Annotated in this window: 21 protein-coding genes and 1 pseudogene; 8 read left to right on the top strand and 14 right to left on the bottom strand. The window is 71.3% G+C overall.

Annotated elements, in window-relative coordinates:
* Window positions 1-100 precede the first annotated feature (100 nt).
* Complete coding sequence (locus ACIRB1_RS34580; protein ID WP_403468211.1) at window positions 101-4,180, top strand: discoidin domain-containing protein; 4,080 nt, start codon at window positions 101-103, stop codon at window positions 4,178-4,180.
* Between the two features lie 11 nt (window positions 4,181-4,191).
* On the opposite strand, the gene ACIRB1_RS34575 is transcribed toward ACIRB1_RS34580, so the two are convergent.
* Window positions 4,192-4,638, bottom strand: coding sequence for an SRPBCC family protein (locus tag ACIRB1_RS34575; RefSeq protein WP_352178449.1), 447 nt, complete (start codon window positions 4,636-4,638; stop codon window positions 4,192-4,194).
* Window positions 4,639-4,869: 231 nt separating this feature from the next.
* On the opposite strand from ACIRB1_RS34575, the gene ACIRB1_RS34570 reads away from it, so the two are divergent.
* Window positions 4,870-5,838, top strand: coding sequence for an ATP-binding cassette domain-containing protein (locus ACIRB1_RS34570; protein WP_403468210.1), 969 nt, complete (start codon window positions 4,870-4,872; stop codon window positions 5,836-5,838).
* A complete protein-coding gene (locus tag ACIRB1_RS34565) occupies window positions 5,835-6,620 on the top strand; it encodes an ABC transporter permease (RefSeq protein ID WP_403468209.1) in 786 nt (261 codons plus the stop codon). The genes ACIRB1_RS34570 and ACIRB1_RS34565 overlap by 4 nt, the downstream gene beginning before the upstream one ends.
* Here ACIRB1_RS34565 and ACIRB1_RS34560 read toward each other — a convergent pair.
* Both ACIRB1_RS34560 and ACIRB1_RS34555 read right to left on the bottom strand, forming a co-directional pair.
* The gene (locus tag ACIRB1_RS34560) at window positions 6,601-9,723 is read right to left on the bottom strand and encodes an ATP-binding protein (RefSeq protein WP_403468208.1); all 3,123 of its coding nucleotides are present in this window, start codon (window positions 9,721-9,723) and stop codon (window positions 6,601-6,603) included. The genes ACIRB1_RS34565 and ACIRB1_RS34560 overlap by 20 nt on opposite strands.
* Window positions 9,724-9,758: 35 nt before the next feature.
* Entirely contained in the window at window positions 9,759-11,027 is a 1,269-nt protein-coding gene (locus ACIRB1_RS34555) for an MFS transporter (protein ID WP_403468207.1), read from the bottom strand.
* 319 nt (window positions 11,028-11,346) lie between these two features.
* Here ACIRB1_RS34555 and ACIRB1_RS34550 point away from each other — a divergent pair, with 319 nt between their 5' ends.
* The 4 genes from ACIRB1_RS34550 (at window position 11,347) to ACIRB1_RS34535 (ending at window position 14,830) form a co-directional block, all read left to right on the top strand.
* On the top strand, window positions 11,347-11,793 hold the full coding sequence (locus ACIRB1_RS34550; RefSeq protein WP_352178444.1) for a MarR family transcriptional regulator: 447 nt from the start codon (window positions 11,347-11,349) through the stop codon (window positions 11,791-11,793).
* Between the two features lie 32 nt (window positions 11,794-11,825).
* The gene (locus tag ACIRB1_RS34545) at window positions 11,826-13,583 is read left to right on the top strand and encodes an MFS transporter (RefSeq protein WP_403468206.1); all 1,758 of its coding nucleotides are present in this window, start codon (window positions 11,826-11,828) and stop codon (window positions 13,581-13,583) included.
* A gap of 87 nt (window positions 13,584-13,670) precedes the next feature.
* A complete protein-coding gene (locus tag ACIRB1_RS34540) occupies window positions 13,671-14,261 on the top strand; it encodes an isochorismatase family cysteine hydrolase (RefSeq protein ID WP_403468205.1) in 591 nt (196 codons plus the stop codon).
* Complete coding sequence (locus ACIRB1_RS34535) at window positions 14,258-14,830, top strand: YbhB/YbcL family Raf kinase inhibitor-like protein (protein WP_352178441.1); 573 nt, start codon at window positions 14,258-14,260, stop codon at window positions 14,828-14,830. The genes ACIRB1_RS34540 and ACIRB1_RS34535 overlap by 4 nt, the downstream gene beginning before the upstream one ends.
* 159 nt (window positions 14,831-14,989) lie before the next feature.
* Here the strand turns inward: ACIRB1_RS34535 and ACIRB1_RS34530 are convergent, their stop codons facing one another.
* From ACIRB1_RS34530 to ACIRB1_RS34505, 6 genes are all read right to left on the bottom strand, one after another.
* Complete coding sequence (locus ACIRB1_RS34530; RefSeq protein ID WP_352178440.1) at window positions 14,990-15,838, bottom strand: sugar phosphate isomerase/epimerase family protein; 849 nt, start codon at window positions 15,836-15,838, stop codon at window positions 14,990-14,992.
* A gap of 30 nt (window positions 15,839-15,868) precedes the next feature.
* Window positions 15,869-16,756, bottom strand: coding sequence for a sugar phosphate isomerase/epimerase (locus ACIRB1_RS34525; protein ID WP_352178439.1), 888 nt, complete (start codon window positions 16,754-16,756; stop codon window positions 15,869-15,871).
* Entirely contained in the window at window positions 16,753-16,887 is a 135-nt protein-coding gene (locus tag ACIRB1_RS34520; RefSeq protein ID WP_352178438.1) for a hypothetical protein, read from the bottom strand. Before ACIRB1_RS34520 ends, ACIRB1_RS34525 begins: the two co-directional genes overlap by 4 nt.
* A 184-nt stretch (window positions 16,888-17,071) precedes the next feature.
* Window positions 17,072-18,298 carry a cysteine desulfurase-like protein gene (locus ACIRB1_RS34515; protein ID WP_403468204.1) on the bottom strand — a complete coding sequence of 409 codons (1,227 nt, stop codon included), beginning with the start codon at window positions 18,296-18,298 and terminating at the stop codon, window positions 17,072-17,074.
* A gap of 158 nt (window positions 18,299-18,456) precedes the next feature.
* The gene (locus ACIRB1_RS34510) at window positions 18,457-19,251 is read right to left on the bottom strand and encodes a LuxR C-terminal-related transcriptional regulator (protein WP_403468203.1); all 795 of its coding nucleotides are present in this window, start codon (window positions 19,249-19,251) and stop codon (window positions 18,457-18,459) included.
* 178 nt (window positions 19,252-19,429) lie between these two features.
* Window positions 19,430-19,924, bottom strand: coding sequence for a PaaI family thioesterase (locus ACIRB1_RS34505; protein ID WP_352178435.1), 495 nt, complete (start codon window positions 19,922-19,924; stop codon window positions 19,430-19,432).
* 92 nt (window positions 19,925-20,016) lie between these two features.
* Here ACIRB1_RS34505 and ACIRB1_RS34500 point away from each other — a divergent pair, with 92 nt between their 5' ends.
* Entirely contained in the window at window positions 20,017-20,499 is a 483-nt protein-coding gene (locus ACIRB1_RS34500; RefSeq protein WP_403468202.1) for a winged helix-turn-helix transcriptional regulator, read from the top strand.
* On the opposite strand, the gene ACIRB1_RS34495 is transcribed toward ACIRB1_RS34500, so the two are convergent.
* The 5 genes and pseudogenes from ACIRB1_RS34495 to ACIRB1_RS34475 all read right to left on the bottom strand — a co-directional run.
* On the bottom strand, window positions 20,488-22,551 hold the full coding sequence (locus tag ACIRB1_RS34495; protein ID WP_352178433.1) for a GH92 family glycosyl hydrolase: 2,064 nt from the start codon (window positions 22,549-22,551) through the stop codon (window positions 20,488-20,490). The genes ACIRB1_RS34500 and ACIRB1_RS34495 overlap by 12 nt on opposite strands.
* An 812-nt stretch (window positions 22,552-23,363) precedes the next feature.
* On the bottom strand, window positions 23,364-24,503 hold the full coding sequence (locus ACIRB1_RS34490) for a DNA gyrase subunit B (protein WP_403468201.1): 1,140 nt from the start codon (window positions 24,501-24,503) through the stop codon (window positions 23,364-23,366).
* Between the two features lie 288 nt (window positions 24,504-24,791).
* Entirely contained in the window at window positions 24,792-25,280 is a 489-nt protein-coding gene (locus ACIRB1_RS34485; RefSeq protein WP_403468200.1) for a flavin reductase family protein, read from the bottom strand.
* Window positions 25,281-25,344: 64 nt separating this feature from the next.
* On the bottom strand, window positions 25,345-26,013 hold the full coding sequence (locus ACIRB1_RS34480; RefSeq protein ID WP_403468199.1) for an HAD family hydrolase: 669 nt from the start codon (window positions 26,011-26,013) through the stop codon (window positions 25,345-25,347).
* A gap of 7 nt (window positions 26,014-26,020) precedes the next feature.
* A pseudogene (locus ACIRB1_RS34475) lies at window positions 26,021-26,317 on the bottom strand (LLM class F420-dependent oxidoreductase); the annotation flags it as partial.

Here is a 26,317-nt window from a genome sequence, read left to right as displayed (position 1 = left end):
TTTATTAGAAGGCTGCATCAGGGGTTGACAGAGTCCATCACGCGTCACAGCCTTTGGCAACGTTGTCAGTGCCGCTGGCTTTTGATGGGACATCACGCTCATGACTGATCAACCGGGTTCGCCACGCCTGTCTCGCCGCTCCGTCGTCACCACGGGTTCGACCCTGCTGGCGGGGTTCGGCCTGGGTGCCGTCCTGCCCACGGCGACCGCCACCGCCGCCGGTTCCGCCCGGTCGGCCGCGCCCTCCTCCCCCGGTGAACTCGCCCTCCACCGCCCGGTGTCGGTCTCCTCGACGGCCTACGCGCCCGCCCCGGGTTCGTTCGTGGTGGACCGGCTCACCGCGCCGGGTGTACGAGGCAGCGGCTGGCGTGCCGGGGCCGGCGACCCGCAGTGGATCTCGGTCGACCTCCAGGCCGCGTGCGAGGTCACCTCGGTCCGCCTCACCTTCGAGGGCGACGCGAGCGACCCGGTGTTCACCCCTCCCACCACGGGCAATCCGGCCGACGGCACAACGGGCCAGGAGATCCAGTCCAGTTACTCGGTCGAGTACGTCGTCGAGGCGTCGACCGACCACACGTCCTGGACCAGCCTCCACCGCACCACGGCGGGCACCGGCGGCGTCGTGACCATCCAGCCGCCCCGCCCGGTCACCGCCCGCTGGGTCCGCCTCACCTCAACCCGCCGCTCCAGCCCCAACCCCCTCGGCCTCAACGGCTTCGAGGTCTACGGCACCGCCCAGGAACACCGTCCGTCGGCCACGGGATGGACCGACTGGGGCACCCACTCCGGACCCGCGCCGAAGCTGGCGGTCGCCGAGGACGGCACGGTCCCGGTGGAGTCCGGCTGGCGGCTGACGCTCGACGACTGGGCCGACGGCGACGGCGCGAAGCTGTCCAAGACGGCGGTGGACACCAGCAGTTGGCTCCCGGCCACCGTCCCCGGCACGGTCCTCGGCTCCCTCGTGGACCAGGGCAAGCTGCCCGACCCCGTCGTCGGACTGAACAACCTGCACATCCCCGAGGCCCTGTCACGCCATGCCTGGTGGCACAAGCGGGACTTCGAGCTGCCACACGGTCTGCGCAGCGGGTCCGGGCGCCGGATCTGGCTGGAGTTCGACGGCGTCAACCACACCGCCGACATCTGGCTCAACGGCCGACACGTGGGCGGTCTGACCTACCCCTTCGCCCGCTCGGCCCACGACGTGACCGCGTTCCTCGCGACGCACGGGGCGAACGCGCTGGCCGTGAAGATCACGCCCATGCCGGTGCCCGGCAGCCCCGGCGACAAGGGTCCCGCCGGTGAGTCCTGGGTGGACGCGGGCGCCAACCAGATGAACCTCAACTCCCCCACGTACCTTGCCTCTTCGGGCTGGGACTGGATGCCGGCGGTCCGTGACCGGGCCGTCGGCATCTGGAACCACGTCCGGCTGAGATCGACCGGCCATGTCGTGATCGGCGACCCGCGCGTCGACACCGCGCTGCCGAACCTGCCCCAGGTGTCGGTCGCCGAACTCACCGTCGTCGTCCCGGTCCGCAACGCCGACACCAGCGCCCACAAGGTGACGGTCTCCGCGGCCTTCGACAACATACGGGTGAGCAAGTCCGTCACCGTGCCCGCGGGCGAGAGCGTCGAGGTCACCTTCAGCCCCGACGCCTTCGGTCAACTGCGGCTGAAGAACCCGGCGTTGTGGTGGCCCAACGGCCTCGGTGACCCCGCGCTCCATGAACTCACCCTGGTCGCGACGCTCGACGGCGCGGAAAGCGACCGGCGCACCACCCGGTTCGGCATCCGCCAGTTCGGCTACGAGTACGAGGTCCCGCTGCCGTTCACCGACTCCGGTGACGCGTACACCCAGACGGTGCCCCTCGGCCGGCGACAAGCGCGGTACGTGCGCGTCAAGTTCCTTACCCGGGCGTCCGGTTGGGGCTACTCGCTGTGGACCCTGGCCGTACGCGACAGCACGCGGGCCGGCACCGACCTGGCCCTGCACGCCCCGGCCGACGCGTCGACCACGGACGGCGACGACCACGGCGCCGCCAACGTGACCGACGGCGATCCCGGCACCCGCTGGTCCTCGGCCTACACGGACGACCAGTGGATACGGGTCGACCTGGGGTCCGTGCAGTCCTTCGACCAGGTCGACCTGGTGTGGGAACAGGCCTACGCGAAGACCTACTTGGTGCAGGTCTCCACCGACGACTCCACCTGGACCGATGCCGCGCCGGTGGACAACAGCGCGGTCCCGCTGCCGTTCGGCAACGCCAACGCGAGCCTCCAGGTGGAGGACTTCACCGCCCGGACCGCCCGCTACGTGCGCATCTCCTGCGGGCTGCGCAACACCAGTTGGGGCAACTCCCTGTGGTCGCTCGGGGTCGTCGACAGCACGGCCCCCGCGACCGACCTGGCCCTGCACCGGAAGACGACCGCGTCCACCGAGGACCCCGACCACCCGGCCGCGCACGCCACCGACGGTGACACGAGCACCCGTTGGTCCTCGGAGTACGCCGACAACCAGTGGATCCAGGTCGACCTCGGCGCCTCCAAGCGTTTTGACCGGGTCGCCATCCTGTGGGAGTCGGCCTACCCGAAGACATATGTGATCCAGGTGTCGGACGACGCGGACACGTGGACCGACGTGAAGTCGGTGTCCAACACGCCCGATCCGCTGAAGATCAGCGTCAACGGCGTGCGGGTCCTGGCCCGCGGCGGCAACTGGGGCTGGGACGAGCTGCTGCGCCGGATGCCGCCGGAGCGCATGGACGCGGCCGTACGCATGCACCGCGACATGAACTTCACCATGATCCGCAACTGGGTGGGCACGTCCGACCGGGAGGAGTTCTTCGCCGCCTGCGACGAGCACGGCATCCTGGTGTGGAACGACTTCCCCAACGCGTGGGGCATGGACCCGCCGGACCACGACGCCTACAACTCGATCGCCCGGGACACCGTCCTGCGCTACCGCATCCACCCCAGCGTGGTGATCTGGTGCGGCGCCAACGAGGGCAACCCACCGGCCGCCATCGACCAGGGCATGCGCGAGGCCGTGCAGGGCCAGGCCCCCGGCATCCTCTACCAGAACAACTCCGCCGGCGGCATCATCACCGGCGGCGGACCGTACGGCTGGGTCGAGCCGGAGAAGTACTTCGACCCCACCACCTACGGCAGCAAGGACTTCGGGTTCCACACGGAGATCGGCATGCCCGTGGTCTCCACCGCCGCCAGCATGCGGGACATGACGGGCGACGAGCCCGAGTGGCCGATCCGGGGCGCGTGGTATTACCACGACTGGAGCGAGCGCGGGAACCAGGCACCGCAGACGTACAAGGCGGCCGTAGAGGCGCGTCTCGGAGCGACCACCGGCCTGGACGACTTCGCGCGCAAGGCGCAGTTCGTCAACTACGAGAACACGCGCGCCATGTTCGAGGCATGGAACGCGAACCTGTGGGACAACGCCAGTGGTCTCATGCTGTGGATGTCCCACCCGGCGTGGCACAGCACGGTCTGGCAGACGTACGACTACGACTTCGACGTCAACGGCACGTACTACGGCGCCCGTTCGGCCTGTGAGCCGCTGCATGTGCAGGCCGATCCCGAGGGGCGGGTCATCGCGGTCAACCACACACGGGACGGCCTGAAGAACGCCGTGGTCATGGCGCAGTTGATCGACCTGACGGGTCGTCGGCTCGGCGCGGACCAGACCGCCCGACTGGACATCGCACCGGCCGCGACCGCGAAGGCCTTCACCGCGGCCTGGACCGACGACCTGCCGGACCTCCATCTCCTCCGCCTGACGCTCACCGGCGGCGACGGCCGGGTCCTGTCCCGCAACACCTACTGGCGCTATCGCACACCGGCCGCCATGCGGGCACTGGGCACAGCGCCGAGGACGAAGGTCTCCGCGACGACCGGACACGTGTCCCGATCCGGAAACCGCACCGAACTGACCGCCACCGTCCGCAATCACGGCCCGGCCGTCGCCACGATGGTCCGGCTCTCGCTGAAGAACGGTGCGACCGGCGATCGCGTACTGCCGACGCTGTACAGCCACAACTACCTGTGGCTGCTGCCCGGCGAGTCCCAGACCGTCACTCTGACCTGGCCGACCCGGGCCCTCGCCTCAGGTCGTCCGCACCTGGAAGTGGAGGCGTACAACAGCCGCCCCGCAAAAGCGAGTTCGTGACAGCCGGTCCGTCAGGACGCCTCCACCGCGGTCTTGATGCGTTGCCCGAACGCGGGCGCGTCCTTACGGGCCGCGCCCAGGGCGAAACCCACCAACAGCTTTCCGATGCCGTGGCCTTCGAGGACGTTGAAGATCCGGACCCTGGTCGTGCCGGGACCCGTGGATTCCAGGTCGTAGCCGCCCTCGGTGGCCGTCACGGTGTTCTTGGACGTCTCCGCCCAGCGGATGCGGTGGGGTGCCTCGTACGCGGTGATCCGGAACGTCCGGCCCGTCTTCATTCCGGCGTCCTTGACGGTGCTCGTGAAGACGGTGCCCACGGCCGTCGGGCCCTCGGGAGTCTTGGTGATCTCCTGGACCCGCGGGCTGAACTTGGGGTCGTTCGTGCCCTCCGCCAGGAAGGCGAAGACTTCCTCGACGGGGCGGTCGATCTCTGCTGTCGCCTCGAACTGTCCGGCCACGATTCCTCCTGTGCTGCGGTGGGAGTCCTGCTGTGCTGCGGTGGGAGTGCTGGAGGGTGCGCCCTGATGAACCGATCACCGTCAGCCTATCGGCGCGGCTCCGTCCGTGCTTCTCGTCGGCGGCGCGGGGCCGCACCAGGGCACGGCCGAAGCCGTCGCGCCCACCCGGTTCCAGAGCACTGAAACCGCGGTGAAACCGAGCTGAAGGCGCCCTGCCGCACGCTCTGCGGCATGACGAAAACGACCCACGAACCAGCGATCTCAGCCACCGGACTGCACAAGGCCTACGGAGACAAGACAGTCCTCGACGGCATCGACCTCACCGTCCCCACCGGCACCATCTTCTCCCTGCTCGGCCCCAACGGCGCAGGCAAGACCACCGCCGTCAACATCCTCTCCACCCTCATCACCGCCGACGCCGGCCGACTGCGCGTCGGCGGACACGACCTGGCCTTGGACCCGCAGGTCGTACGGGCGACGATCGGCGTCACCGGACAGTTCTCCGCCGTCGACGGCCTCATCACCGGCGAGGAGAACATGCTCCTCATGGCCGACCTCCACCACCTGCCCAAGAAGGACGGACGGCGGGTCGCCGCCGAACTGCTCGACCGCTTCGACCTCACCGACGCGGCCAAGAAACCCGCCTCCACCTACTCCGGCGGCATGAAACGCCGCCTCGACCTCGCCATGACCCTGGTCGGCAGCCCCCGCATCATCTTCCTCGACGAACCCACCACCGGCCTCGACCCCCGCAGCCGCCACAACATGTGGAACATCATCCGCGAGCTGGTCTCCGGCGGTACGACCGTCTTCCTCACGACTCAGTACCTCGACGAGGCGGACGAACTCGCCGACCACATCGCGGTGTTGAACGACGGCCGCATCGCCGCCGAAGGCAGCGCCGACGAGTTGAAGCGCCTCGTACCCGGCGGACACGTACGCCTGCGCTTCACCGACCCCGACGCCTACCAGTCCGCCGCGACCTCCCTGCGCGAAGTCAGCCGCGACGACGAGGCACTCGCGCTCCAGATCCCCAGCGGCGGCAGCCAGCGCGAACTGCGCGCCATCCTCGACTGGCTGGACGCTTCGGGCATCGAGGCGGACGAACTCACCGTGCACACCCCCGACCTCGACGACGTGTTCTTCGCCCTGACCGGCGGCGCCAAGGTCCCCAACCAGCCCAAGGAGAACGTCCGATGAGCACCCTCTCCCTCGCCGTGCGCGACTCGTCCACGATGCTGCGCCGCAACCTGCTGCACGCGCGCCGCTACCCGTCGCTCACCCTGAACCTGCTCCTCACCCCGATCATGCTGCTGCTCCTCTTCGTCTACATCTTCGGCGACGTGATGAGCACCGGCATCGGCGGCGCCAACCGCTCCGACTACATCGCCTACATCGTCCCGGGCATCCTGATGATGACCATCGGCGGCACCGTGATCGGCACGGCGGTCTCCGTCGCCACCGACATGAACGAGGGCATCATCGCCCGCTTCCGGACCCTGGCGATCCACCGCGGGTCAGTGCTCGTCGGGCATGTCGTCGGCAGTGTGCTCCAGTGCGTCGCCAGTGTGGTGCTGGTCGGTGCCGTCGGCGTGGCCATCGGCTTCCGGTCCACCGACGCCACGGCGCTGGAGTGGCTGGCCGCCTTCGGTCTGCTCGTCCTGTTCTCCCTGGCGCTCACCTGGATCGCGGTGGGCATGGGCATGGCCAGCCCGAACGCCGAGGCGGCCGGCAACAGCGCACAGCCGCTGATCCTCCTCCCGCTCATCTCCAGCGCGTTCATCCCGGCCCACACGATGCCGGGCTGGTTCCAGCCGATCGCCGAGTACCAGCCCTTCACCCCGGCGATCGAGACCCTGCGCGGTCTGCTGCTCGGCACGGAGATCGGCAACAACTGGTGGATCGCCACCGCCTGGTGCGTCGGGCTCACCGTGCTCGGCTACCGCTGGTCCACCGCCTCGTTCAACCGCGACCCGAAGTAGTCGCCATGACAGCGCGGGCAGCGTCCCGCAACTCGTCCCGCCCCAGGGCGGCATACTCCGACACCGCGTCGGCGTACGCCGCCCTGTCGGCGTCCTCGGCCGCCTGCCGGGCGAGGTCCGCGGACATCGTGGGCTGGAAGTCCCGCGGTACGCCCAGCCGTTCGGCCAGCGCGATCATCCGTACGGCCGACGGGTCGCCCTCCGCGCACCCGACCGTGCCGAGGGCGTGCAACATCGCCCCCAGCAGGGGGAGTTCGGAGGGCGAGCCGTACGGCTCGGCGAGCAGGGTCCGCAATCCTCGGCGCAACCGGTCGACGGTGTCCGCGACCAGCGCGTGCCGGCCAGCGCGCGCGTGGGCCGTCACGGCCACCGACTGGACCAGGAACGCCCATGGATCGGGGCGGACTTCGTCGCCGCGCGACGATCCCGCCGCGAGCATGCGCTCCACGGCGCCGCGCCACAGGCCGAGTCCGACCTCCGTCAGTCCGCGAGCGAGCGCGATCTCGGCGCGCCCGCCGAGGTCGGGCCGGTAGAAGTCGTCCTCCGGTGGGGGGTTGTCGCTCTCCGTCTGCCGCAGCCAGTACTCGGCCTCGTCCACCTCCCCGCGTTGCAGACAGGCGAGGGCGAGCAGCGAACGGATGCCGATGTGGTCGTGCCCGTCGCCGAGCCGCGGCAACACGGCGAGGGAGGCCTTGAGATGGTCGTACGCCTCTTCGCCCTGCCCTGTGCGCAGGCACAGTTCGCTCAGCCGGGAGTGCGCCATGAGCTGGACGGACGGGTTGTCAACTGCCGCGAGTCCGCTGACCGTTCGGCGGGCCGAGACGAGGGCGCGCTCGATGTCGTGCTCGAACTCCCAGACGTAGCAGGCCATGCACTCGGCGATGCCGGAGAGCAACGGCTGCCCGTCCTCGGACAGCCTGCGCAGTACGTCGTAGCCGGGCGGGCGGATCTCGGGGATCGCGCTCAGCACGACCGAGGCGGCGCGGATCAGCGAGTCCGGCGGGGCCGCCGGGAGCCGTCGCAGGGTGACGAGCTGGCGTACGGCGCGTGGGCCCTGGCCCATGAACACGGTGACCGTGCCCAACACGGCCGCGGTGCGGGCGACTTCGAGGTATTCAGGCTCGGGGTGGTAGTGCGAGAGCGCCGGGCCGGTGTCGGTGGTGAGGGCGAGGAGGCGGGGGTAGTTGGTGCCGGTGGACCACAGGCTGGCGAGGACGGCGGTGAGCGCGGCGGTGGCGGGATGGTCCAGGCGTGCCTGCGCATGCCGGAGCGCCGCCACGAGGTTGTCCTGCTCGGCCTTGATCCGTTCCCACGCCGACTGCGAGTCGGACCCGAACAGCACATCGTGATGCACGACCCCGAACTCCCGCGCCCAGTCCAGGAATCGGTCCACGGCGGCTTCGTCCTCGCCCGCCTCCGTGCGACGGGCCGCGCTGAACTCCCGTACGGTCTCCAGCATCCGGAACCGCACACCGGCGGGGGTGTCGAGGACGGTGAGCAGCGACTGGTCGGCCAGCTGCTCCAGCAGGAGCAACGCGTCCTCGCCCAGGACCTGTTCGGCCGCCTCGCCGGAGAAGCCTCCGGGGAAGACGGACAGGGTGCGCAGGGCGGCCCTCGCGTCCTCGGCGAGGAGGTTCCAGCTCCACTCGACGACCGCGTGCAGGGTGCGGTGGCGCTCGGGCACGTCCCGGGCGCCGCCGCGGAGCAGCGCGAACCGGTCGCCGAGGCGGCGGGCAATGTCCGGCACCGACAGGACCCGCACCCGGGCCGCCGCCAACTCCACCGCGAGGGGCAGCCCGTCGAGGTGCCGGCACAGCTCGGCCACCGCGTCCGGGGGCAGCTCCACGCCGCTCCTGGCGGCGCGGGCCCGCTGGGTGAACAGCTTGACGGAGACGGCGAGTCCGAGCTCCGGCAGCGCGTAGGCCGCCTCCGAGGTGAGGCCGAGCGGGGAGCGGCTGGTGGCGAGCACCCGCAGGTCCTTGGAGGACGAGACCAGGGCCTGGACGAGGTCGGCGGCGCCCCGGACGACCTGCTCGCAGTTGTCGAGGACCAGCAGCGCGGGCCCGGAGCCGAGCACACCGAGGATGCCGGACACCGGGTCGCCCGACGCGGGCCCGTTCATGGCACCGGCGCCGAGCGCGGAGGCGACCTCGGCGGCCACGTCCGCGTCCTCGGTGACACCGGCGAGCGGCACGAAGTACACGAGGCGCTGTTCGGCCCGACGGCTGACCGCGTGCGCGAGCCGGGTCTTGCCGAGACCGCCGGGTCCTACGACGGTGACGGCACGCGAGACACGCAACAGCCCTTCCACCGCCGCGATGTCGTCGTCACGGCCGAGCAGCGGATTCGGTTCGTGCGGCACCCCGTGCCTGGCCACGGGCGCCTCGCCGCGCAGCAACTCCTGTTGTACGGCCTTGAGTCCGGGCCCCGGGTCCGTGCCGAGCTCGTCGCGCAGTTCACGGCGGTACGCCTCGTACCGGGTCAGCGCCGCGGACGGGCCGGCCGTCGCCGCCTCCCCGCGCAGCACCTCACCGAGCACCTCCTCGTCGCGCGGATGCGCTGCGGCGGCGACGGCCAGGGGTCCCGCGGCCTCCGCGTGGCGTCCGAGGCGGGCGAGCGCGAGCGCCCGCGCGCGGACGAGCGTGTCGTGGACGGGGACGCGCTCGGCGCGCAGCGCGGCCACCGGGTCGTCGCTGTCGGCGCCCTGGTCGGGGGTGCCTTCCCAGAGGGCGAGCCCGGCCTCGGCGGCGGCCAGCGAACCCGCGTGATCGCCTGCCCTGGCCCGGTCCGCGCTCGCGGCGGCGTGCAGCAGCAGGGCGGCACTGTCGACCTGCTCCGCGGCGAGGTCGAGCCGGTATCCAGTCGGCGTGCTGACGATGAGGTCGGCGCCCAGTTGCGCCCGCGCCCTCGACACGAGGACCTGCAACGCCTTCCCCGGCCGCTCCGGCAACTCGTCCGGCCACAGCCCTTCCACCAGCCGCTCGGTGCTGCACCCGGTCCTCAAGTCCCCCGCGAGCAACGCGAGCAGCCCGCGCAGCCGGGGCGCGGTGACCTCCTGTCTTCGGCAGGCGACACGCGGCAGCAGGGTGAGGTCAATGGTCACCCGTGCAGGTTAACCAAGGTGCCGCCGCTGTCTCCCTACTCGGTACCCGCGAGGCCGTGGAGATCCCTTCCCAGCCGCGCCAGCGGGGACAGCGCCATGACCACCGGCGACAGCAGCATGCCTCCGGCGGTCACGAGGAGGCCGGCCCGCAGCCCCCATTCCTGGGCGAGGAAGCCGCCGAGCAGCGAGCCCAGCGGCGTCATCCCCATGCCGGCGAAATTGATCGTCGCGGCCACACGCCCCTGCATTCCGTGGGGAGTCACGGCCTGCCGGACCGCCATGACCGTGACGTTCACCAGTTGTCCGCCGACTCCGAACACGAAGTTGGCCGCGAGAAGTACGGTGATCGTCGCCGTGGACGACCCGTGCGACGCGGGCACGCACAGGAACGCGCCGTCGCCGAGTGCCGCCGCGCCCACGATCACCGTGCCGTGCCCGAACCGGCCTGGCAGCCGCGCGGCCAGCAGCGCGCCGACGAGCGCACCGGGACCGGTCGCCGCGAGCGCCAGGCCCACGGCGGCGCCCGAGAGGTGCAACTCCCTTGGCAGGAACAGCAGATAGCCGGTCATCGTGGCCGAGAAGAAGAACTGGAAGACGGCGGCGGCAAGACACACGGTGCGCAGCAGGGAGTCGCCGGCGACGAAACGCAGACCTTCATGGACTCGCCGCCACAGGCGAGGGGAGTGTCCCGAGCGCTGCGGGACGGATTCGGTCCGGCGGATCCGTCGGACCGACAGGAACGACACCGCGAAGAACGACGCGGCGACGGCGATCGGCGCCGACAGCAGGGTCACCAGCGTGCCGCCGAGTGCGGGTCCGCCGATCTGCGCGGCGGACCTGCTGCCCTCCAACGCGCTGTTCCCCCGCACGAGCTGATGGCGCGTCACCAGCCGCACCAGGGAGATCTGGTAGGCCAGGTCGAAGAACACGGAGAGGACTCCGGCGACGAAGACCACCACGAACAGGGCGGGCAGACCAAGCCAGTTGAGCAGTCCGGCCACGGCCGCCGCGCCCAGCACCGCGGTCCGGCCCACGTCCGCCACCACCATCACGGTGCGCGTCCGCCGGCCGTCCACCCACGCGCCGACGAGGAGCGAGAGCAGCAGGATCGGCGCCTGCTCCACGGCGCGCAGCACGCCGAGCTGTCCGGCACCGATGCCGAGCGTCAGTACGGCGAAGAGCGGCAGGACCACCAGGCTTGTCTGTTCGCCGAGTTGGGAGGCGGTCTGCCCCAGCCAGAGCCTGCGGAAGTCGCGGTCCCGCCACAGGCTCGACGGAACGTGGACAGAGGAGGAGGACGGCACGGGAACCCTTCGGCTTGCCGGCAACGAGCCCGCGAACAGGCGCGCGGAGGACGCGCTCAGCGTTCGAGCGGGGAGGGGGAGGCTCGCTGTGCCGCAGCATCGAGGGCGGCACGCGATGACGGACCGATCACGGTCTACGACGTCAACGCGCGCCCGGACGACCGGGCATCTCTGGGCTCCAGCTTCTCGACGTTCAGTGGTGATGGGAACCGTAACTCTTGGAGGGCCTTCCGCGACAGGCGATTTTCGCGTCGGCGGGATCGGCGGGCAGCGCGCCGGGGCGATTTACTAAGGCAGGCTGATAAAGTAGCCTTAGCATATGAACGACGACCAGGATCTGGATCCGACCGCCGTCGCCTCCGCGCTGCTCGCGAGTTTCGGCGTGCTGGTGCGGCGGGCCCGGCAAGTGCCGGTCGAGGGTGGGCTGACCATGCCCGAGCGGAGCGCGCTCGCGCGGCTGGACCGCGGCGGACCCGCCACCTCCTCCGCGATGGCCCGCGAGGCGCAGATCACCGCGCAGGCCATGGGAGCGACGCTCAACGCGCTGCGGAACCGCGGCCTGGTCGAACGCCGCCCGGACCCGGAGGACGGCCGGCGTGTGGTGCTGACGGTGACCGACGCCGGCCGGCAGGCACTGAAGGACAAGCGCAACGCCCGGGCCGAACTGCTCGCCCGAGCCCTGACCAGCGGCGCGTTCACCGAGGCCGAGGTGGAGCAACTCGCGGCGGTGGCACCTCTGTTGGAGCGACTGGCCCAGCACATCTGACGGCGGCGACGGAGCCACGAGGAAGCGGACCCATGACAGACCCTCTCAAGGCGCGCACCCCGCGCCGCCCAGCCGCCGACGACCGGTACAAGTGGACCGCGCTGACGAACACGACCGCCGCGGTCTTCATGTCCGCGCTGGACGGTTCCATCGTGCTGATCGCCCTGCCGGCGATCTTCCGCGGCATCCATCTCGACCCGCTCGCGCCGGGCAACATCGTCTATCTGCTGTGGATGATCATGGGCTACCGGCTGGTCCAGGCCGTCCTGGTGGTCACGGTGGGGCGCCTCGGCGACATGTACGGCCGGGTGCGGATCTACAACTCGGGGTTCGCGGTCTTCACCTTCGCCTCGATCCTGCTCTCCTTCGACCCCTTCGACGGAGGCCACGGCGCGATGTGGCTGATCGCCTGGCGCCTGCTCCAGGCCGTCGGCGGCTCGATGCTGACCGCGAACTCCGCCGCGATCCTCACCGACGCCTTCCCCGAGGAACAGCGCGGCTTCGCCCTGGGCATCAACCAAGTCGCCGGGCTGGGCGGGATGTTCATCGGTCTCGTCGCCGGTGGTCTGCTGTCGGCCTGGGACTGGCGGGCGGTGTTCTGGGTCAACGTGCCCGTCGGCGTGTTCTTCACGGTGTGGGCCTACCGCACCCTCCGCGAGACCGCCCGCCGCGACGGCGGCCGCATCGATTGGTGGGGCAACCTCACCTTCGCGGTCGGCCTCAGCGCCGCCCTGATCGCGATCACCGCGGGCCTCCAGCCCTACGGCGGCCACACCATGGGCTGGACCAACCCCCTGGTCGAGACGCTGATCGCGGGCGGACTGCTGCTCCTGGCGGCGTTCGTCGTCATCGAGAACCGCGTCTCCGCGCCGATGATCCAGCTCAGCCTGTTCCGCCAACGGGCCTTCACCTTCGGCAACTTGGCGGGCCTGGCCATCTCGATCGGCCGGGGCGGCATGCAGTTCGTGCTGATCATCTGGCTCCAGGGCATCTGGCTCCCGCTGCACGGCTACGACTACGGCGACACCCCGCTGTGGGCCGGCATCTTCATGCTGCCGCTGACCGCGGGCTTCCTCGCGGCGGGCCCGGTCTCCGGGTATCTGTCGGACCGGCTCGGTTCACGAGGTCTCGCCACGGGCGGCGCGGCGCTGTTCGGCGCGAGCTTCCTGGGCCTGATGTGTCTGCCGATCGACTTCAGTTACTGGGTCTTCGCGCTGCTGATCGCGCTCAACGGCATAGCCAGCGGGATGTTCGCATCCCCCAACTCCTCCTCGATCATGGGCAGTGTGCCCCCACGGCTGCGCGGAGTCGCCTCCGGCATGCGCGCCACCTTCCAGAACTCCGGCACCGCCGTCTCCATCGGCGTCTTCTTCTCCCTGATGATCGCCGGACTGGCCACGACGCTCCCGGCCAGCCTCACCACCGGGCTCCAACAGCAGGGCGTACCGGCCCACGTGGCGACCCAGGTCGCCGGACTGCCCCCGGTCTCCTCCCTGTTCGCCGCACAGCTGGGCGTGAACCCGGTCCAGCACCTGCTCCAGCCCAGCGGTGTCCTCACCCATCTGACGGCGGCGCAGCAACACACCCTCACCGGAAGCGAGTTCTTCCCGAGCCTGATATCCGGGCCGTTCCACTCGGGTCTGGTCGTCGTGTTCGCCTTCGGCGCCGGTCTCGCCTTCCTCGCCGCGATCGCGTCCATGCTGCGCGGCACCGGCACCCGCCCAGCGGCCAGGACGCCGGAACCGAGTACGGCCGTCACCGGCGACGCCCTCGCCCGGCCGGACAAGTAACGCCGACGGCTGAGCCCGTCCCGTCCCGAGCACGGCGACCAGCCGACGTCCAAGACATCACAAGCCCTCCCCAGGAGACCGACGCCCATGCCACTCACCACCATCGACCCCACCGCCGCGCTCGTCGTGGTCGACCTCCAGAAGGGCATCGTCTCCGCCCTCACCGATACTCCGGTCACCACCGCCGTCCAGCAGACGACCCGTCTGGCCGCCGAGTTCCGGCGGCACGGTCTCCCCGTGGTCCTGGTCAACGTCACCGGCCGCGCGCCGGGTCGTACGGACATCCCCGCGCGAGTACGTGTCGGCACCGGCCGGTCCGCCAACGCCACTGCCCCGCCCGCGGGTTGGGCCGACCTCATCGACGAACTTGACGTACAGCCGACCGACCATCTGATCACCAAGCGGCGGCGCAGCGCATTTCATGACACCGGACTCGACACGCTGCTGCGGGACTTGGGCGTCACGCAGGTCGTGCTCACCGGCGTCGCGACCAGTTCGGGCGTCGAGTCGACGGCACGCTCGGCCGTCGACCACGGCTACCACGTCGTCCTGGCCACCGACGCCATGGGCGATCCCGACCCCGAGGCCCATCGCCACAGCGTCGAGCGCGTCTTCCCCAAACTCGGCGAGACCGCGACCGCCGCCGAGGTCATCACCATGGTGGAGGCGACCCGATGAGCCTGCTCGGCCGACTCCTGAAGAACCGCAGGGCGGGCGAGACCCACATGGCGTGGAACCTGCCCAACCTCCAAGGCTCCGGACACCTCGTTCTCACCAGCCAGGAGTTCGGCGACGGCGACACCCTGTCGCTGAAGCACTGCGCGAAGCAGATCGGCGGCGAGGACCTCTCCCCCGAGCTGGCCTGGTCCGCGCTCCCGTCCGGCACCGCCCAACTCCTCCTGGTCGTCGAGGACATCGACGTCCCGATGTCCAAGCCCGCCGTGCACTGCCTCGCCCTGATCGACCCGGCGACCGGACACCTGACGCCCGGCGCCCTGGCCGCACGGCAGCCCGGCCCGGGGGTGCGGATCCTCCGGTCCACCATCGGCCGGGGCTACCACGGCCCCGCGCCCGTCAAGGGCCACGGCCCGCACCGCTACGTCTTCGAGCTGTTCGCCCTCGCGGCTCCCGTGACCGACACCTCCGGCACCACACCGGTGGACCGGGCCCGGCCCCGCGCCTTCCTGCCCACCGTCACCGCGCCGGTCCTCGGCCGGGGCCGGCTGACGGGGGTCTACGAACGCTGATCCCCGGGTGCGACGCGCCGTCCGTATCAGCCGACGACCGGTACGGACGGCGCGTCGGCCGGCATCCGGTGCTGCTCAGGCGCAAGCCCGAGTGCGTCACCGAGGACTGGCTGCGCCGTGTGACCGCCACGACCAGCGAGGGCTATCCCTTCCTTTCGGTCAGTTCACCAGTGCCGCGGCACTCCGAAATGCCGCCGCCGCGGCCTCGCGCACCGGCAGCGCGCGGTGCGTGTCGGAGAGGATCTCCACGCCCCAGGGACCGCGGAAGCCGGCCGTCCGGAGCGCGGCGACGATCCCCGGCAGGTCGAACGAGCCCTCTCCGCACAGGAGTCGGCGGTGCACGGTGTCCTCGAAGAGTGTGCCGACGACGTCGCTGTGGGCGTCGTTGAGCTCCACGCCGACGATCCGTGACCCGGGTACCTCCGCCAGTTCGGCCGGCGGGGTGTGGGCGCGCTCGACGTGCCAGACGTCGATGATGAGCCCGCCCGCCGGGTGACCGGCCGCCTCGACGAGCCGTAGCCCGTCGTGCACGGTCCTGAGGTTGGACCAGGGCAGCGGCTCGACCCCCAGGCGGGCGCCGACGCCGTCGGCCTGGGCGGCCAGTACGGCGAACTCCTCGGCCCAGACGTCGAGTTCCCAGGGTTCGTCGGCGACATCGGGGCCGATCTTGAAGGTGCGGGCGCCGAGCGACTCGATGGCTCTCAGCATGCCGGTGCGGACGGTGTCCGACGCGGCCCGCCGGGGTCCGTCGGTCCACCAGTCGGTGAGGAGTTCCAGTTCGACGTGGTCGATTCCGTTGTCCTCGAACAGGGACCGGATGCCGGCGATCCCGTACGCGCGCTCGGCCTCCACCAGGTCCGCGTACAGCAGCCCGAAGGCGGTGAATCCGGCGTCCCGCGCCGCTTCCACCCGTTCCCGCAGGTCCAGCGGACTGCGCTGGTCCTCCTCGTCGGGAGCGGTGTCGCCCGCCGTGGTCCAGCACGTGGCGAGAAATCGGTCAGCGGTCATTCCCGTTTCCCGGATTCCTGATGTCCGGGGCTACGCGACACCGCGCAGCACCGAGCGCAGGTGCTCGGCGCTGGCCCACACGTCCTCGACGGGGCCCTTCGCCGTCGGCTCCTCGGTGAGGATGGTGTCCTGTTCGAGGACGTACCAGCCGTCGTAGCCGCGCGCGCTGAGGTGGGTGACGATCGCCTCGACGTCCACGTCGCCCGCGCCCAGCGGGCGGTACATGCCCTTGCGGACGGCGTCGGTGTAGCTGAGCCTGCCTTCCTGGACCTTGGCTGCGAGGGAGGCGTCGACGTCCTTCATGTGGGTGTGGGCGATGCGCTCGGGCGCCTGGCGGGTCAGCTCGGCCGGGTCGGTGCCGCCGATGAGGAGGTGGCCGGTGTCGAGGCAGAGCGAGATCGCCGAGTGCTCCAGGACACGGCGGACCTCGTCGCCGTTCTCGATCATCGTGCCGACGTGCGGGTGCAGGACCGCGCGCACACCGCGTTCGGCGGCCAGCGAGGCCAGCCTGTCCAGGTTGGAGAGCAGCAACTTCCAGCCGTCGGCGTCGAGTTCGGGGCGGGAGTCGTAGCCGTCCTGGCCGGTGACGGCGGACAGGACGAGCACCTCGGCCTGGGAGGCGTCGTAGCCCGCGAGGAGTTGTTCGGCCTCGGGCAGCGGGTCGTGTCCGGGGACGTGCAGCAGCAGCGGGGTGAAGCCGCCGACGGCGTGCAGGTCGTGGTCGGCGAGGGTGCGGGCCATGGCGTCCGGCGCGCTGGGCAGGAAGCCCTCGGGGCCGAACTCGGTGGCGGCGAGGCCGACCTCGCGCATCTCGTTCAGGACCCGCTCGGGCGTCAACTGGTAGCCCCAGCCGGGTACTTCGCACACACCCCAGGAGATGGGAGCGCCGGCGATCCTGTTCAGGGACGAGGTGGTCATGCTGTGGCCTTTCCGGGCTTCCAGTGGGGGTGGGCGACCGCGGCCGGCGGCCGCCCCGCGAGGACGTACGCGACACGGCGGGCGGCGTCTCCGAGGGTCGGGATTCCGACGTCCGGTACCACAGGCGCCATCGCCTTCTCCCTCCAGAGACCGCCCAAGGCCGAAGCGGCGCTGATCAGCCGACGGCGAGGCCGTTCACATGGGCGCAACGCTAGAGGGAGTACGGGGCAATGTTGAAGGGGCCGAATCCATCATTAACCCGTCATCGGACACATCTTTTTCTCCTCAAGCGCTGTCCTGGCACGGTCCCGGCCGTCAGCGGGAGGCCTGCTTCAGGAACAGCGCGAGTCCGGTCAGGAGCCGGTCGACGTCGTCGGTGCCGGTGTAGGGCGCGAGGCCGACACGCAGGCCGCCGGAGTCGCCCAGGCCGAGCCGCCGGGAGGCTTCGAGGGCGTAGAAGGCGCCGGACGGCGCGTGCACGTCGCGGTCCGCCAGGAAGCGGGAGGCGTCCTGCGTGCCGTGCTCGCCGAAGGCTTCGTCGAAGGTCAGCAACACGGTGGGCGTGCGCTCGGCCGCCTTCGAGTGGACGGTGATCCCGTCCAGGTCGGCGAGCCCGTGGTCGATGAGCGTGCGCAGGGTCTCCTCGTGCCGGTGGAGCGCGGCGAGACTCGCGGCCAGGCGTTCACGGCGGCTGCCGGTGGCGTCCGCGTCCAGGCCGGCGAGGACGTCCACGGCGGTGCGCGTGCCGGCGAGCAACTCGTAGGGCAGCGTGCCGAGTTCGAAGCGTTCCGGCACCGCGTCGGAGGACGGGAGGAGCTTGTCGGGGCGCAGGGTGTCGAGCAGTTCGGGGCGGGCGGCGAGGACACCGTGGTGCGGGCCGAGGAACTTGTACGGCGAGCAGACGAAGAAGTCCGCGCCGAGGGCGTCGACGTCGACCAGGGCGTGGGCGGTGTAGTGGACGCCGTCGACCCAGAACAGGGCCCCGGCCTCATGTGCCAGGCGGGACATCTCACGGACCGCGGGGCGCGTGCCGATCAGGTTGGAGGCGGCGGTGACCGCGACCAGCCGGGTGCGGTCGGACAGGACGGCGCGGAGGTGGTCCGGGGTCAGTTCGCCGGTCGCGGGGTCGAAGTCCGCCCAGCGCACGGTGGCGCCGACCCGCTCGGCCGCCTGCACCCAGGGGCGGATGTTGGCGTCGTGGTCGAGACGGGTGACGACGACTTCGTCCCCGGGCTCCCAACGCGCGGCGAGGGTACGGGAGAAGTCGTAGGTGAGCTGCGTGGCGCTGCGGCCGAAGACGATCCCCGACGACTGTGCCCCGAGGAGATCGGCCATGGCCGCGCGCGCCCCGGTGACGATGGTGTCGGCGTTGCGCTCCCCCGCCGTCACCTGACCGCGGTTCGAGAGCGGATTGGCCAGTGCCTCGGTGATGGCCTCGATGACGGGCCGGGGCGTCTGGGTGCCGCCGGGCCCGTCGAAGTGGGCGGTGCCGCTGCTCAGGGCGGGGAACAGGGCGCGCAGGGCGGTGATGTCGTACGTCACGGGGGTGAGCTCCTGTCGATGCCGAGTGCGGGCCTCGGGGGACCCGGGTGTCCACGACGATCATCGGACATCGAGGGAGCCGGGGGCAGGGGGCGGGGCCTCGGTGTCCCGCGCGGGCCGCACATCGGCGAGCTCTCAAGGGGCGACTGCCCCTCGCTTCACCGCCCCGCCCGACCCGGCAGCAAACCGATCGCCTGAGCCCGCAGTACGGTGCTCACCCGATCCCTCGTGCCCAACTTCCGGTACAGGGCCTCGACATGCTTGTGGACCGTCCGTACGGAGATCCCCAGCCGGTGCGCGATCGCCGAGGCCGTGAGCGCGTCCGCGAGGAGCAGGAGGACGGCGACCTGGCGGGGCGTGAGCCGGCAGTCCGACGGCGGTTCCGGTGCTTCGGGTGGTGCCGTGGTCGCGCGCCAGCGTTCGAGGAGCTGCCGCTGCTGTTCCACCCCGGCCAGCAGGGGCTGGAGCTGCTCGGCGGCCCGGACCTGGTCCTCGGTGAAGTCGGCGCCCGCGCGGTACACCAGGCAGCCGGTGACCGGGGTGGCCGTGCCGGGCAGGGGGATCGCCAGGACGTGGTCGGCGTCCAGCAGCCGGCTGACCGTGCCCGCGGTCCGGCTGCGCGCCCACCCTCTCCCCGCCATCCGGTGGGCGGTACCGGGGCGGCGGGCGGCACCGGCCGTCGCGTAGTGGTCGGCGAAGGGGTAGCCGCGGCGCAGCACCGCCATCGCGTCGTCGTCGATCCGGCCCAGGTGCGCCGCGGCGGCGGGCGAAAGACCCATCGCGCCGGTCCGGTCCGTCCATTCGCCGAGTTTGTAGATCAGCGCCTCGCCCCCGCACAGCTCCGGCAGGGACGCGGCGACCATCGGCCACAGCCGCTCGGGGTCCCGTTCGTGCAGCGCCGCCACCGCCACCGCCAGCATGCGTTCGTACGCCCCGGCAGGCCCGCCCGTCATAGTCCTCACGATCCCGCGTGTGTCACATCCACATACGTACTTCTCCCCATACCACCACGGCCGCCGCGCCAGGCAAACTGCACAGCGTTCCGGCAGCGCCTTCGTCCGTGGGGATCGGGGGAGTTGACGGTGCGGATCCGCCTGCACGGGGGACAGGCGGATTTCCGCCGTCCCGGGGTCACGCCCCCGGGACGGGGAACAGCAGGCAGCTGCTCGTGGCGTGCGCGAGCAACCGGTCCTTCTCGTCGAACAGTTCGGCCTGCGCGAGCGCGGTACGCCGTCCGCCGTTCAGTACGGTTCCTATCGCGCGGACGCGCCCGGTGTCGGCGGTGATCGGGCGCAGGAACTTCACGGTCAGGTCGAGCGATGTGTACCCCATGCCCTGCGGCAGCGTGGACTGCACCGCGCACCCGGCGGCGGAGTCGAGCAGGGTGGCGTAGACCCCGCCGTGGACGCTGCCGATGGGGTTGTAGTGCTCCTCCCCCGGTACCAGCGAGAACACCGCCCGCCCGTGCTCGACCTCGTCGAGGCTGAAGTTCAGGGTGGCCCCGATGGGCGGCGCGGGCAGCCGCCCGCCGATCAGCTCCCGCAGGAATTCCAGACCCGTGGACTGTCCTACGGCGGCTGCCGAGACGCCCGGATCGTCCCACTCGTACGTGCGTGACCGTCCCATACGGCGTTACCTCCCGGCTGACTTCTTGAAAAGAAGCTAGATGTCGTGGGAGCTGACTGTCAACGACAGAGCCAGGTGGCTAGGCTGGCGGCATGGAATGGCTCGACGTGAGCACGGAGAACTGTCCGGTCCAGAGCACGCTCGATCTCGTCGGCGAGAAGTGGACCCTGCTGATCCTGCGGGACGCCTTCGTCCGGGTCCGTCGCTTCGACGACTTCCGGCGCCATATCGGGCTCTCGGACGCGGTGCTCGCCGACCGGCTCCGCAAGCTGGTGGCGGCCGGCATCCTGACGACGGTGCCCTACCGGCAGGAAGGCAGCCGGACCCGGCACGAGTACCGCCTGACGGGCAAGGGCCGCGATCTGTGGCCGGTCCTCATGGCCCTGCGCCAGTGGGGCGAGACCTACGCCGCCGACCCCGAGGGGCCGGTGCTCGACGTACGGCACACCGGGTGCGGGGAGCCGGTGCGGGTGGTGGTGGAGTGCGATGGGCCGCACGGCGCGCTGAAGCCGACCGAGGTGACGGCCTCCCCCGGACCGGCGGCCCGTCCCGTACGGCTCCCGCTAGCGGAGTGAGTGCCCGCGCGCCCCGGAGCCGACCGTGAGCGAGGTTCCGTTGCCCCGGTGGACGGTGGCGGCGGTGAACAGGGGCTCCGTGCGGACGAGTTGGTCGGTGCCGGGGACCTCCGGGTAGAGGCCGAGGCTCGCCCACACCGCCCAGGACGACATGGCGCCGAGGTCGTCGTTGCCGACGAGTCCGCCGGGTGCGTCGGTGAACAGCGTGCCCAGCGCGCGGTGGGTGACCTCCCCCGCGCGGTCGGCGTGCCCGACGGAGGCGTAGGCCCAAGGGGCGCCGAACGAGGGCTCGTTGCCGAGGTAGGCGTAGGGCTGGTCCGCGCCCGCGTTGAGGTTGGTGAAGAAGGTGTCGAGGCGTCCGGTGACGGCGGCGTCCCCGCCCATCGCGGCGAACAGCCCGGGCAGGTCCTGCGGCACCATCCATGTGTACTGGGCCGCGTTGCCCTCCACGTACTCCGTCTTCTGGGCCGGGGTGAACGCCGGCCAGGTCCCGTCGGCGGCGCGGGGCTGGATGTAGCCGGTGGCGGGGTTGAAGAGGTTGCGCCAGTTCCCGGAGGCCCGCAGCAGAGTGTCGTAGGACGTCACGTCACCGAGACGATGGGCGAGTTGGGCGAGGGCGTAGTCGGCGACGGCGTATTCGAGGGTGGTGGAGACCGAGCCCCAGACGCCCTTGGTGCCGGCGGGGACGTAGCCGAGGGTGTCGTACTGCTCGTGGCCGGGGCGCTGGCGGCTGTCCTGGCGGTCCGCGAGGGCCGTGCGCAGCAGGGTGGCGGCGTCGAAGTCGGTGCCGCCGAAGGCGTGGATCGCGGACGCGATGGCGGGCAGCGGGTCGCCGACCATGACGCCGCTGCCGCCGTTGGCGAGGGTCCAGCGGTCGAAGTAGCCGGCCTGGAGGCCCTGGTCGAGGACGGACTGCGCGATGTCGGAGGCCTCGCGCGGGGCGAGCAGCGCCAGCAGCTGGACCTGGCAGCGGTAGACGTCCCAGCCGGAGAAGTTCGCGTACTGGACGTGCCCGGCCCGGGTGCGGTGGACGACGCCGTCCATGCCGGTGTAGCGGCCGTCGGAGTCGCTGAAGACGCTGGGGTGCAGGAGGGCGTGGTAGAGCGCGGTGTAGAAGACGCGGCGCTGCGCGTCCGTGCCGCCGTCGACGGTGATCCGGTTCAGCCACTGGTTCCAGTCGGCGCGCACGTCCTGCCGGATCGTGTCGTACGACTGTGCCTTCTGCTCGTCGAGCGCGTTCTGGCGGGCGCCCTCGACGTCGACGAAGGAGACGCCGACCCGGGCGGTCACCGTGCGCACGCCGGGGGCGAAGGTGACCATGGCCGAGCCCGCTTTGCCGTCGGGGTGGGTGGCCTGGGCGAAGGGCTGGTCGAAGGTGGCGTGGAAGTAGAGCCGGTAGCGGTTCTTGGACTTGCAGAACGCGCCGCTGTCGCTGTACCCGGAGAGCGTGTCGGTGCCGATGTCGACCGATCCGGTGGCCGCGGTGAACGCCTTGGCCGCGTCGATGCTCACGGCGGCCGGGCGGGTGTCGGACGCCGGGTAGGTGAAGCGGGCGATGCCCGAGCGCTGGGTGGTGGTGAGGTCGGTGCCGATGCCGTTGTCGAAGGTGACGTGGTAACTGCCCGGCGCCGCCTGCTCGTTGGCGTGCGAGAACGTGGCGTACGCCGGCGGAGCGGTCTCCTGCGTGGGCATGAAGGGGACGTTGCCGTAGGCGGCGCACCCCGCTCCGGAGATGTGCGCGAGGCTGAAGCCGCGGATGCGGTTGTCGGCGTAGGAATAGCCGCCGTGCTGGTACGTCACGGTGTCGGGGCTCCACTGCACCCCGCCGAGGGGTGCCGAGGCGCCCGGGAAGGTGTTGCCCGCGCCGCCGCCGTGGCCGAAGTCGGGACCGCCGGGGGCGGTGCCGACGAACGGGTTGACGTATCGCGCGAGATCGTCGACGGCCCGGGGCCGGAACGTTCCGTCGGCCCGGACCGGGGCGGCGGCGCCCGCTCCGGACGCCACGAGCACCGAGGCCGCAAGCACGGCCCGCAGCAGGGGAAGTCGCACCACGTTTCTCCAGCCAGACAGGGAACCCGCCGCCCGCGCGGCGCCGGACCGCGAGTGTCCCCAACGCGGCCTCCGCTCCCGTGCCGCCACACCGTCCGGCCGCGAGGACCAACCGGTCGGGTCATCATTTCCCCGCCGGTCGCACGCGCCGACCGGGTGTGACGTGGGCATGGTGCCGGACGCGGGACGTCTGCGGCCATGGGCGCTTTAGACACCCGGGGGGTGGCTATGCGACGGTCCGAGTGGTGCGCGGGATGCTGGGCGCGGTCCTGTTCGGGGTGACAGCGGCCGGCTGCGAGGGCTCCAGGGACGCGCGGTCCTCCGGGACAGGTCACACGACCGCGTCCTCGCGACACACCGCGTCGGGCTCCGGCGTGACGGCCCTCCAGGACTCGTGGCGCGGGCCTGGACCAAGGACCTCTCCGGCTCGGAGGGGTGCGGGTCTGCGGTGCCACGGCCCCTCAGGTCGTGTGCGCCACCGGTGCGGACGGTGTCGTGGGGCGGTCCCGGGCCGACGGCGCGGCCACCTGGACCGTGCCCGCCACCGGCGCGGCCAAGAACCTCGGCCTGGTCATGGACAAGGCCGACGAACGCGCGGTCACCAGCGGCGGTCACACCCTGCGCGCCGCGAACCTCCGTACCGGCAGAGCGGCTTGGCCCCTCCGGCTGCCCGCCGACCGGGTGTACACCGGGTTCGTCGCGTCGGCGGGAGGGGGCCCGGACTACGTCGTCATCGAGACGATGGTCCACCACATCCTGCGGTCCCTGCCGCTGCCCTGGGACAGGACAACGGCGGGACGGCGGCGCGCTGTTGCTCAGTCCCGCCGCACGGCACGGGTGACGTGGTCGTCGACGATCCGCGCGGCCTGCTCCGGGTGTGTGGCGAACCAGTCGTGGAGGTGCTCCCGGACGGCTTCCTCCACGCAGATCCGCACAGCCGCGTTGCCCAGCAACTGCCGTGTGGCCCCGAGGAGTTCAGGTTGGTCGAGCTTCACGGACACGACCGCGGTGAGTCCCTCGACGATCCGGTCGGCACAGGCGTCGAGGTCGGGCGCCGCCGCCCCCGCCCGTTCCCTCGCGTACGCGGTGACGGCGGCTGCCACACCGGCACGGAAGCCGTCCACGTGGGTGCCGCCCTCGCGGGTGGCGATGCTGTTGACGAAGCCGCGTATCGGCGCCGGGGAGTCCGACCATCGCAGGGCGACCTCCATCGTGCCCGCCATGCGCGGGTCCTCCCGTTCGAAGCCGATGACGTCCAGGTCGGTCGTACCTCCCGCCTCCGCGTCGAGGGCGGCGGCGAAGTCCCGTACGCCGTCCGGGAAGCGGAACAGCACCGCGCGTACCCCGTCCGCCGGGCGTTCGTCGGTCAGCGAGATGGTCAAACCCCGGTTGAGGAACGCCAGTTGGCGGAATCGCTCCGCCAGCAGGGCGAAGGAGCACCAGGTCGTCTCGAAGATCTCGGCGTCGGGCCAGAAGGAGATGGTCGTCCCGTTGCCGCGCGCTGCCCCCGCGATGGCGGGCGGGTCGGCCTCGACACCGCGCTCGTACTCCTTGGCCCACCGGGTCCCCTCGGCCGTCAGACGGCTCGACAGGGCGTTGACGACGAACAGCCCCACGCTGAAAGGCCCGACGACGGCGGTCCGCCGGCCGCTGAACCCGGAGCCGACGCCGAAGCTCGTCAACTCCGCTTCGAGGTCCGCCCCGTAGGAGTCCCCATCGCCGACCCCGTCATCGGCGACGCGCACGCCGCCGTCGGACAGGAGCGTCACGTCGACGGAACCGGCGCGGCCCGCCAGGACCTCGTTCACCGCCCGGCCGACGACCTCCGACACGAGGTGGTGCAGCCCGCGTTGACGGGTCGAGCCGACGTACATCCCCGGTCGCTTCCGAACGGCTTCCCGCCCCTCCAGAACCATGATGTCGCCGGCGTCGTACTCCATGCCTTCCGCGCTCACGAAGACCCCTCCCATGGCGTTCGGTGGATGACTCCACCCTAGGCGGAATCGCCGAAACCACCAGGTCAGAGCGGATGCGGCGAGGCCGCGGACGGGCCGGTGACGGCGTGCCGGGGAGCGGACGACAGGGCAGCGGCAGACCGTGCCCGGAACATGCGCGAGGGGCCGCCGAAGCCGCGTACGACCCCGTTCCGGGCTCCGCCGAGGGCATCAATTCGATTGCGCGGCAAGCCCGTTGGCGGGGAGGGCCTGACCGGTGCTCAGTCGGCCACCACCAAGCCCTGCCTGTCAGTTCGCGGGGTGGCCGGGGTCGATGTCGAGGGCGTCGCTCAACGACAGGGGGGTGATGCTGTCGCCCTGTGCGTTGGTGACCGTCTCCGGGGCGAGGAGGAATCCGACGTGGTCGCCGCCGTCGACGCGGTTCTCCACGCGGCCGACGAACCAGGCGGGAGCTTCGTCGAGGACGGGCGAGCCGCCGGGTCCCGGGTGCCAGGGGACGTCGGCGAACTTGTCGATGAGGTCGCCGGTCTCACCGCCGAAGAGCCGGGCCAGGTGGTCCTGGTCCCGGCGGAGGAGGTGGACGGTGAGCCGGTCGGCGTGCTCGGCCACCCGGAACGTGCGGTTGGCCTTGGACAGCCAGATCATGAACCGGACGGGCCGGATCGAGCACTGGGAGCCGAATCCGACCAGACAGCCGGCCCGCTCACCGTCGGCCGCGGTGGTCACGACGTACATCGGCGGGTCGAGCAGGTCGGTGAACGGGTCGAGTTCTGTCATGGCGCTCCCTGTTTTGTCCTGGTCCTCGTCCTCCTCCTCGTGTCGGGAGCGTCGATCTCGCCCCTCACTGCTCGGCGAAGACGCTCGTGTCGAGCCGTTCGAGAAGGTCCGCGGGGTCGCGGTACACCGCCTGGGCGCCGGCCGTCTCCAGGTCCGCGCGGGGAATCCCGCCGGACAGCAGCGCCACCGGGGTCACTCCGTCGCGTGCGGCGGCCTTCATGTCCCAGACGGTGTCGCCGACGAACACGGCACGTTCGCTCTCGACTCCCGCGAGTTCCCTGGCCTGTTGGACGGGGTCGGGGGCGGGCTTGCCGTCCGCGACGTCGTCCGCGCTGGCCGCACCGAGGATGACCTCGTCCGCGTCGATCGCGCGGCGCAGCGCGGCGAGTTCCGCGCCGCTCGCCGAGGTCGCCAGGACGATCGTCCAGCCCCGCCCGGCCAGTTCGCGCAGCAGGTCACCCGCCGCCGCAAGGGGCGGCAGGCGGTCGAAGTACGTGGCGTAGAGGGCGTGATGGGCCGCGACGAACTGCTCGTCGTCCCCGCGGTCGCGGTCCTTTCCGAGCAGATGCTCGATGAGGTCGCCGCCGCCGAGGCCCACGGCACGGTGGATCTCCCGCATGGGGACGCGGTGGCCGCCTTGTCTGAACGCCTCCCACCAGGTGACGACGTGCAGGTGGTTGGTGTCGACGAGGGTTCCGTCGACGTCGAAGATCGCGGCGCGTTTGGTGGTCATCGCGGGCTCACAGTTCGCGGAGGGCGGGCAGCAGCTTCTGTTCTGCCCATTCCAGGTACGGCTCCTGGTGGTCGCCGCCGATCTGGACGAGCGCGACCTCGGTGAACCCCGCGTCCACGTAAGGCCGTACGGCCTCGACGACCGCCTCCACTTCGTCGCCGCAGGGAATCGACTCGGCCACGTCCTCGGGCCGTACGAACTGGGTGGCACCGGCGAACGCGGCCGGTCCGGGGAGTTCGGAGTTGACGGGCCAGCCGCCGGAGAACCAGCGGAACTGGTCGTGGGCGCGGGTGATCGCCGCGTC

The sequence above is a fragment of the Streptomyces sp. NPDC096013 genome, assembly GCF_044763565.1.
GTDB lineage: Bacteria > Actinomycetota > Actinomycetes > Streptomycetales > Streptomycetaceae > Streptomyces.
The sequence above is the reverse complement of the archived record's forward strand: the minus strand, read 5'-3'. Positions and strand labels throughout refer to the sequence as shown.

Coding starts and splice junctions, on each gene's coding strand:
- ACIRB1_RS34565 (WP_403468209.1), top strand. CDS start 5,835: ATGAGCACCCTCTCCCTCGCCGTGCGCGACTCGTCCACGATGCTGCGC.
- ACIRB1_RS34480 (WP_403468199.1), bottom strand. CDS start 26,013: ATGACCACCAAACGCGCCGCGATCTTCGACGTCGACGGAACCCTCGTC.
- ACIRB1_RS34500 (WP_403468202.1), top strand. CDS start 20,017: ATGGAATGGCTCGACGTGAGCACGGAGAACTGTCCGGTCCAGAGCACG.
- ACIRB1_RS34540 (WP_403468205.1), top strand. CDS start 13,671: ATGCCACTCACCACCATCGACCCCACCGCCGCGCTCGTCGTGGTCGAC.
- ACIRB1_RS34570 (WP_403468210.1), top strand. CDS start 4,870: ATGACGAAAACGACCCACGAACCAGCGATCTCAGCCACCGGACTGCAC.
- ACIRB1_RS34520 (WP_352178438.1), bottom strand. CDS start 16,887: ATGGCGCCTGTGGTACCGGACGTCGGAATCCCGACCCTCGGAGACGCC.
- ACIRB1_RS34510 (WP_403468203.1), bottom strand. CDS start 19,251: ATGACGGGCGGGCCTGCCGGGGCGTACGAACGCATGCTGGCGGTGGCG.
- ACIRB1_RS34525 (WP_352178439.1), bottom strand. CDS start 16,756: ATGACCACCTCGTCCCTGAACAGGATCGCCGGCGCTCCCATCTCCTGG.
- ACIRB1_RS34485 (WP_403468200.1), bottom strand. CDS start 25,280: ATGACAGAACTCGACCCGTTCACCGACCTGCTCGACCCGCCGATGTAC.
- ACIRB1_RS34505 (WP_352178435.1), bottom strand. CDS start 19,924: ATGGGACGGTCACGCACGTACGAGTGGGACGATCCGGGCGTCTCGGCA.
- ACIRB1_RS34550 (WP_352178444.1), top strand. CDS start 11,347: ATGAACGACGACCAGGATCTGGATCCGACCGCCGTCGCCTCCGCGCTG.
- ACIRB1_RS34535 (WP_352178441.1), top strand. CDS start 14,258: ATGAGCCTGCTCGGCCGACTCCTGAAGAACCGCAGGGCGGGCGAGACC.
- ACIRB1_RS34530 (WP_352178440.1), bottom strand. CDS start 15,838: ATGACCGCTGACCGATTTCTCGCCACGTGCTGGACCACGGCGGGCGAC.
- ACIRB1_RS34545 (WP_403468206.1), top strand. CDS start 11,826: ATGACAGACCCTCTCAAGGCGCGCACCCCGCGCCGCCCAGCCGCCGAC.
- ACIRB1_RS34580 (WP_403468211.1), top strand. CDS start 101: ATGACTGATCAACCGGGTTCGCCACGCCTGTCTCGCCGCTCCGTCGTC.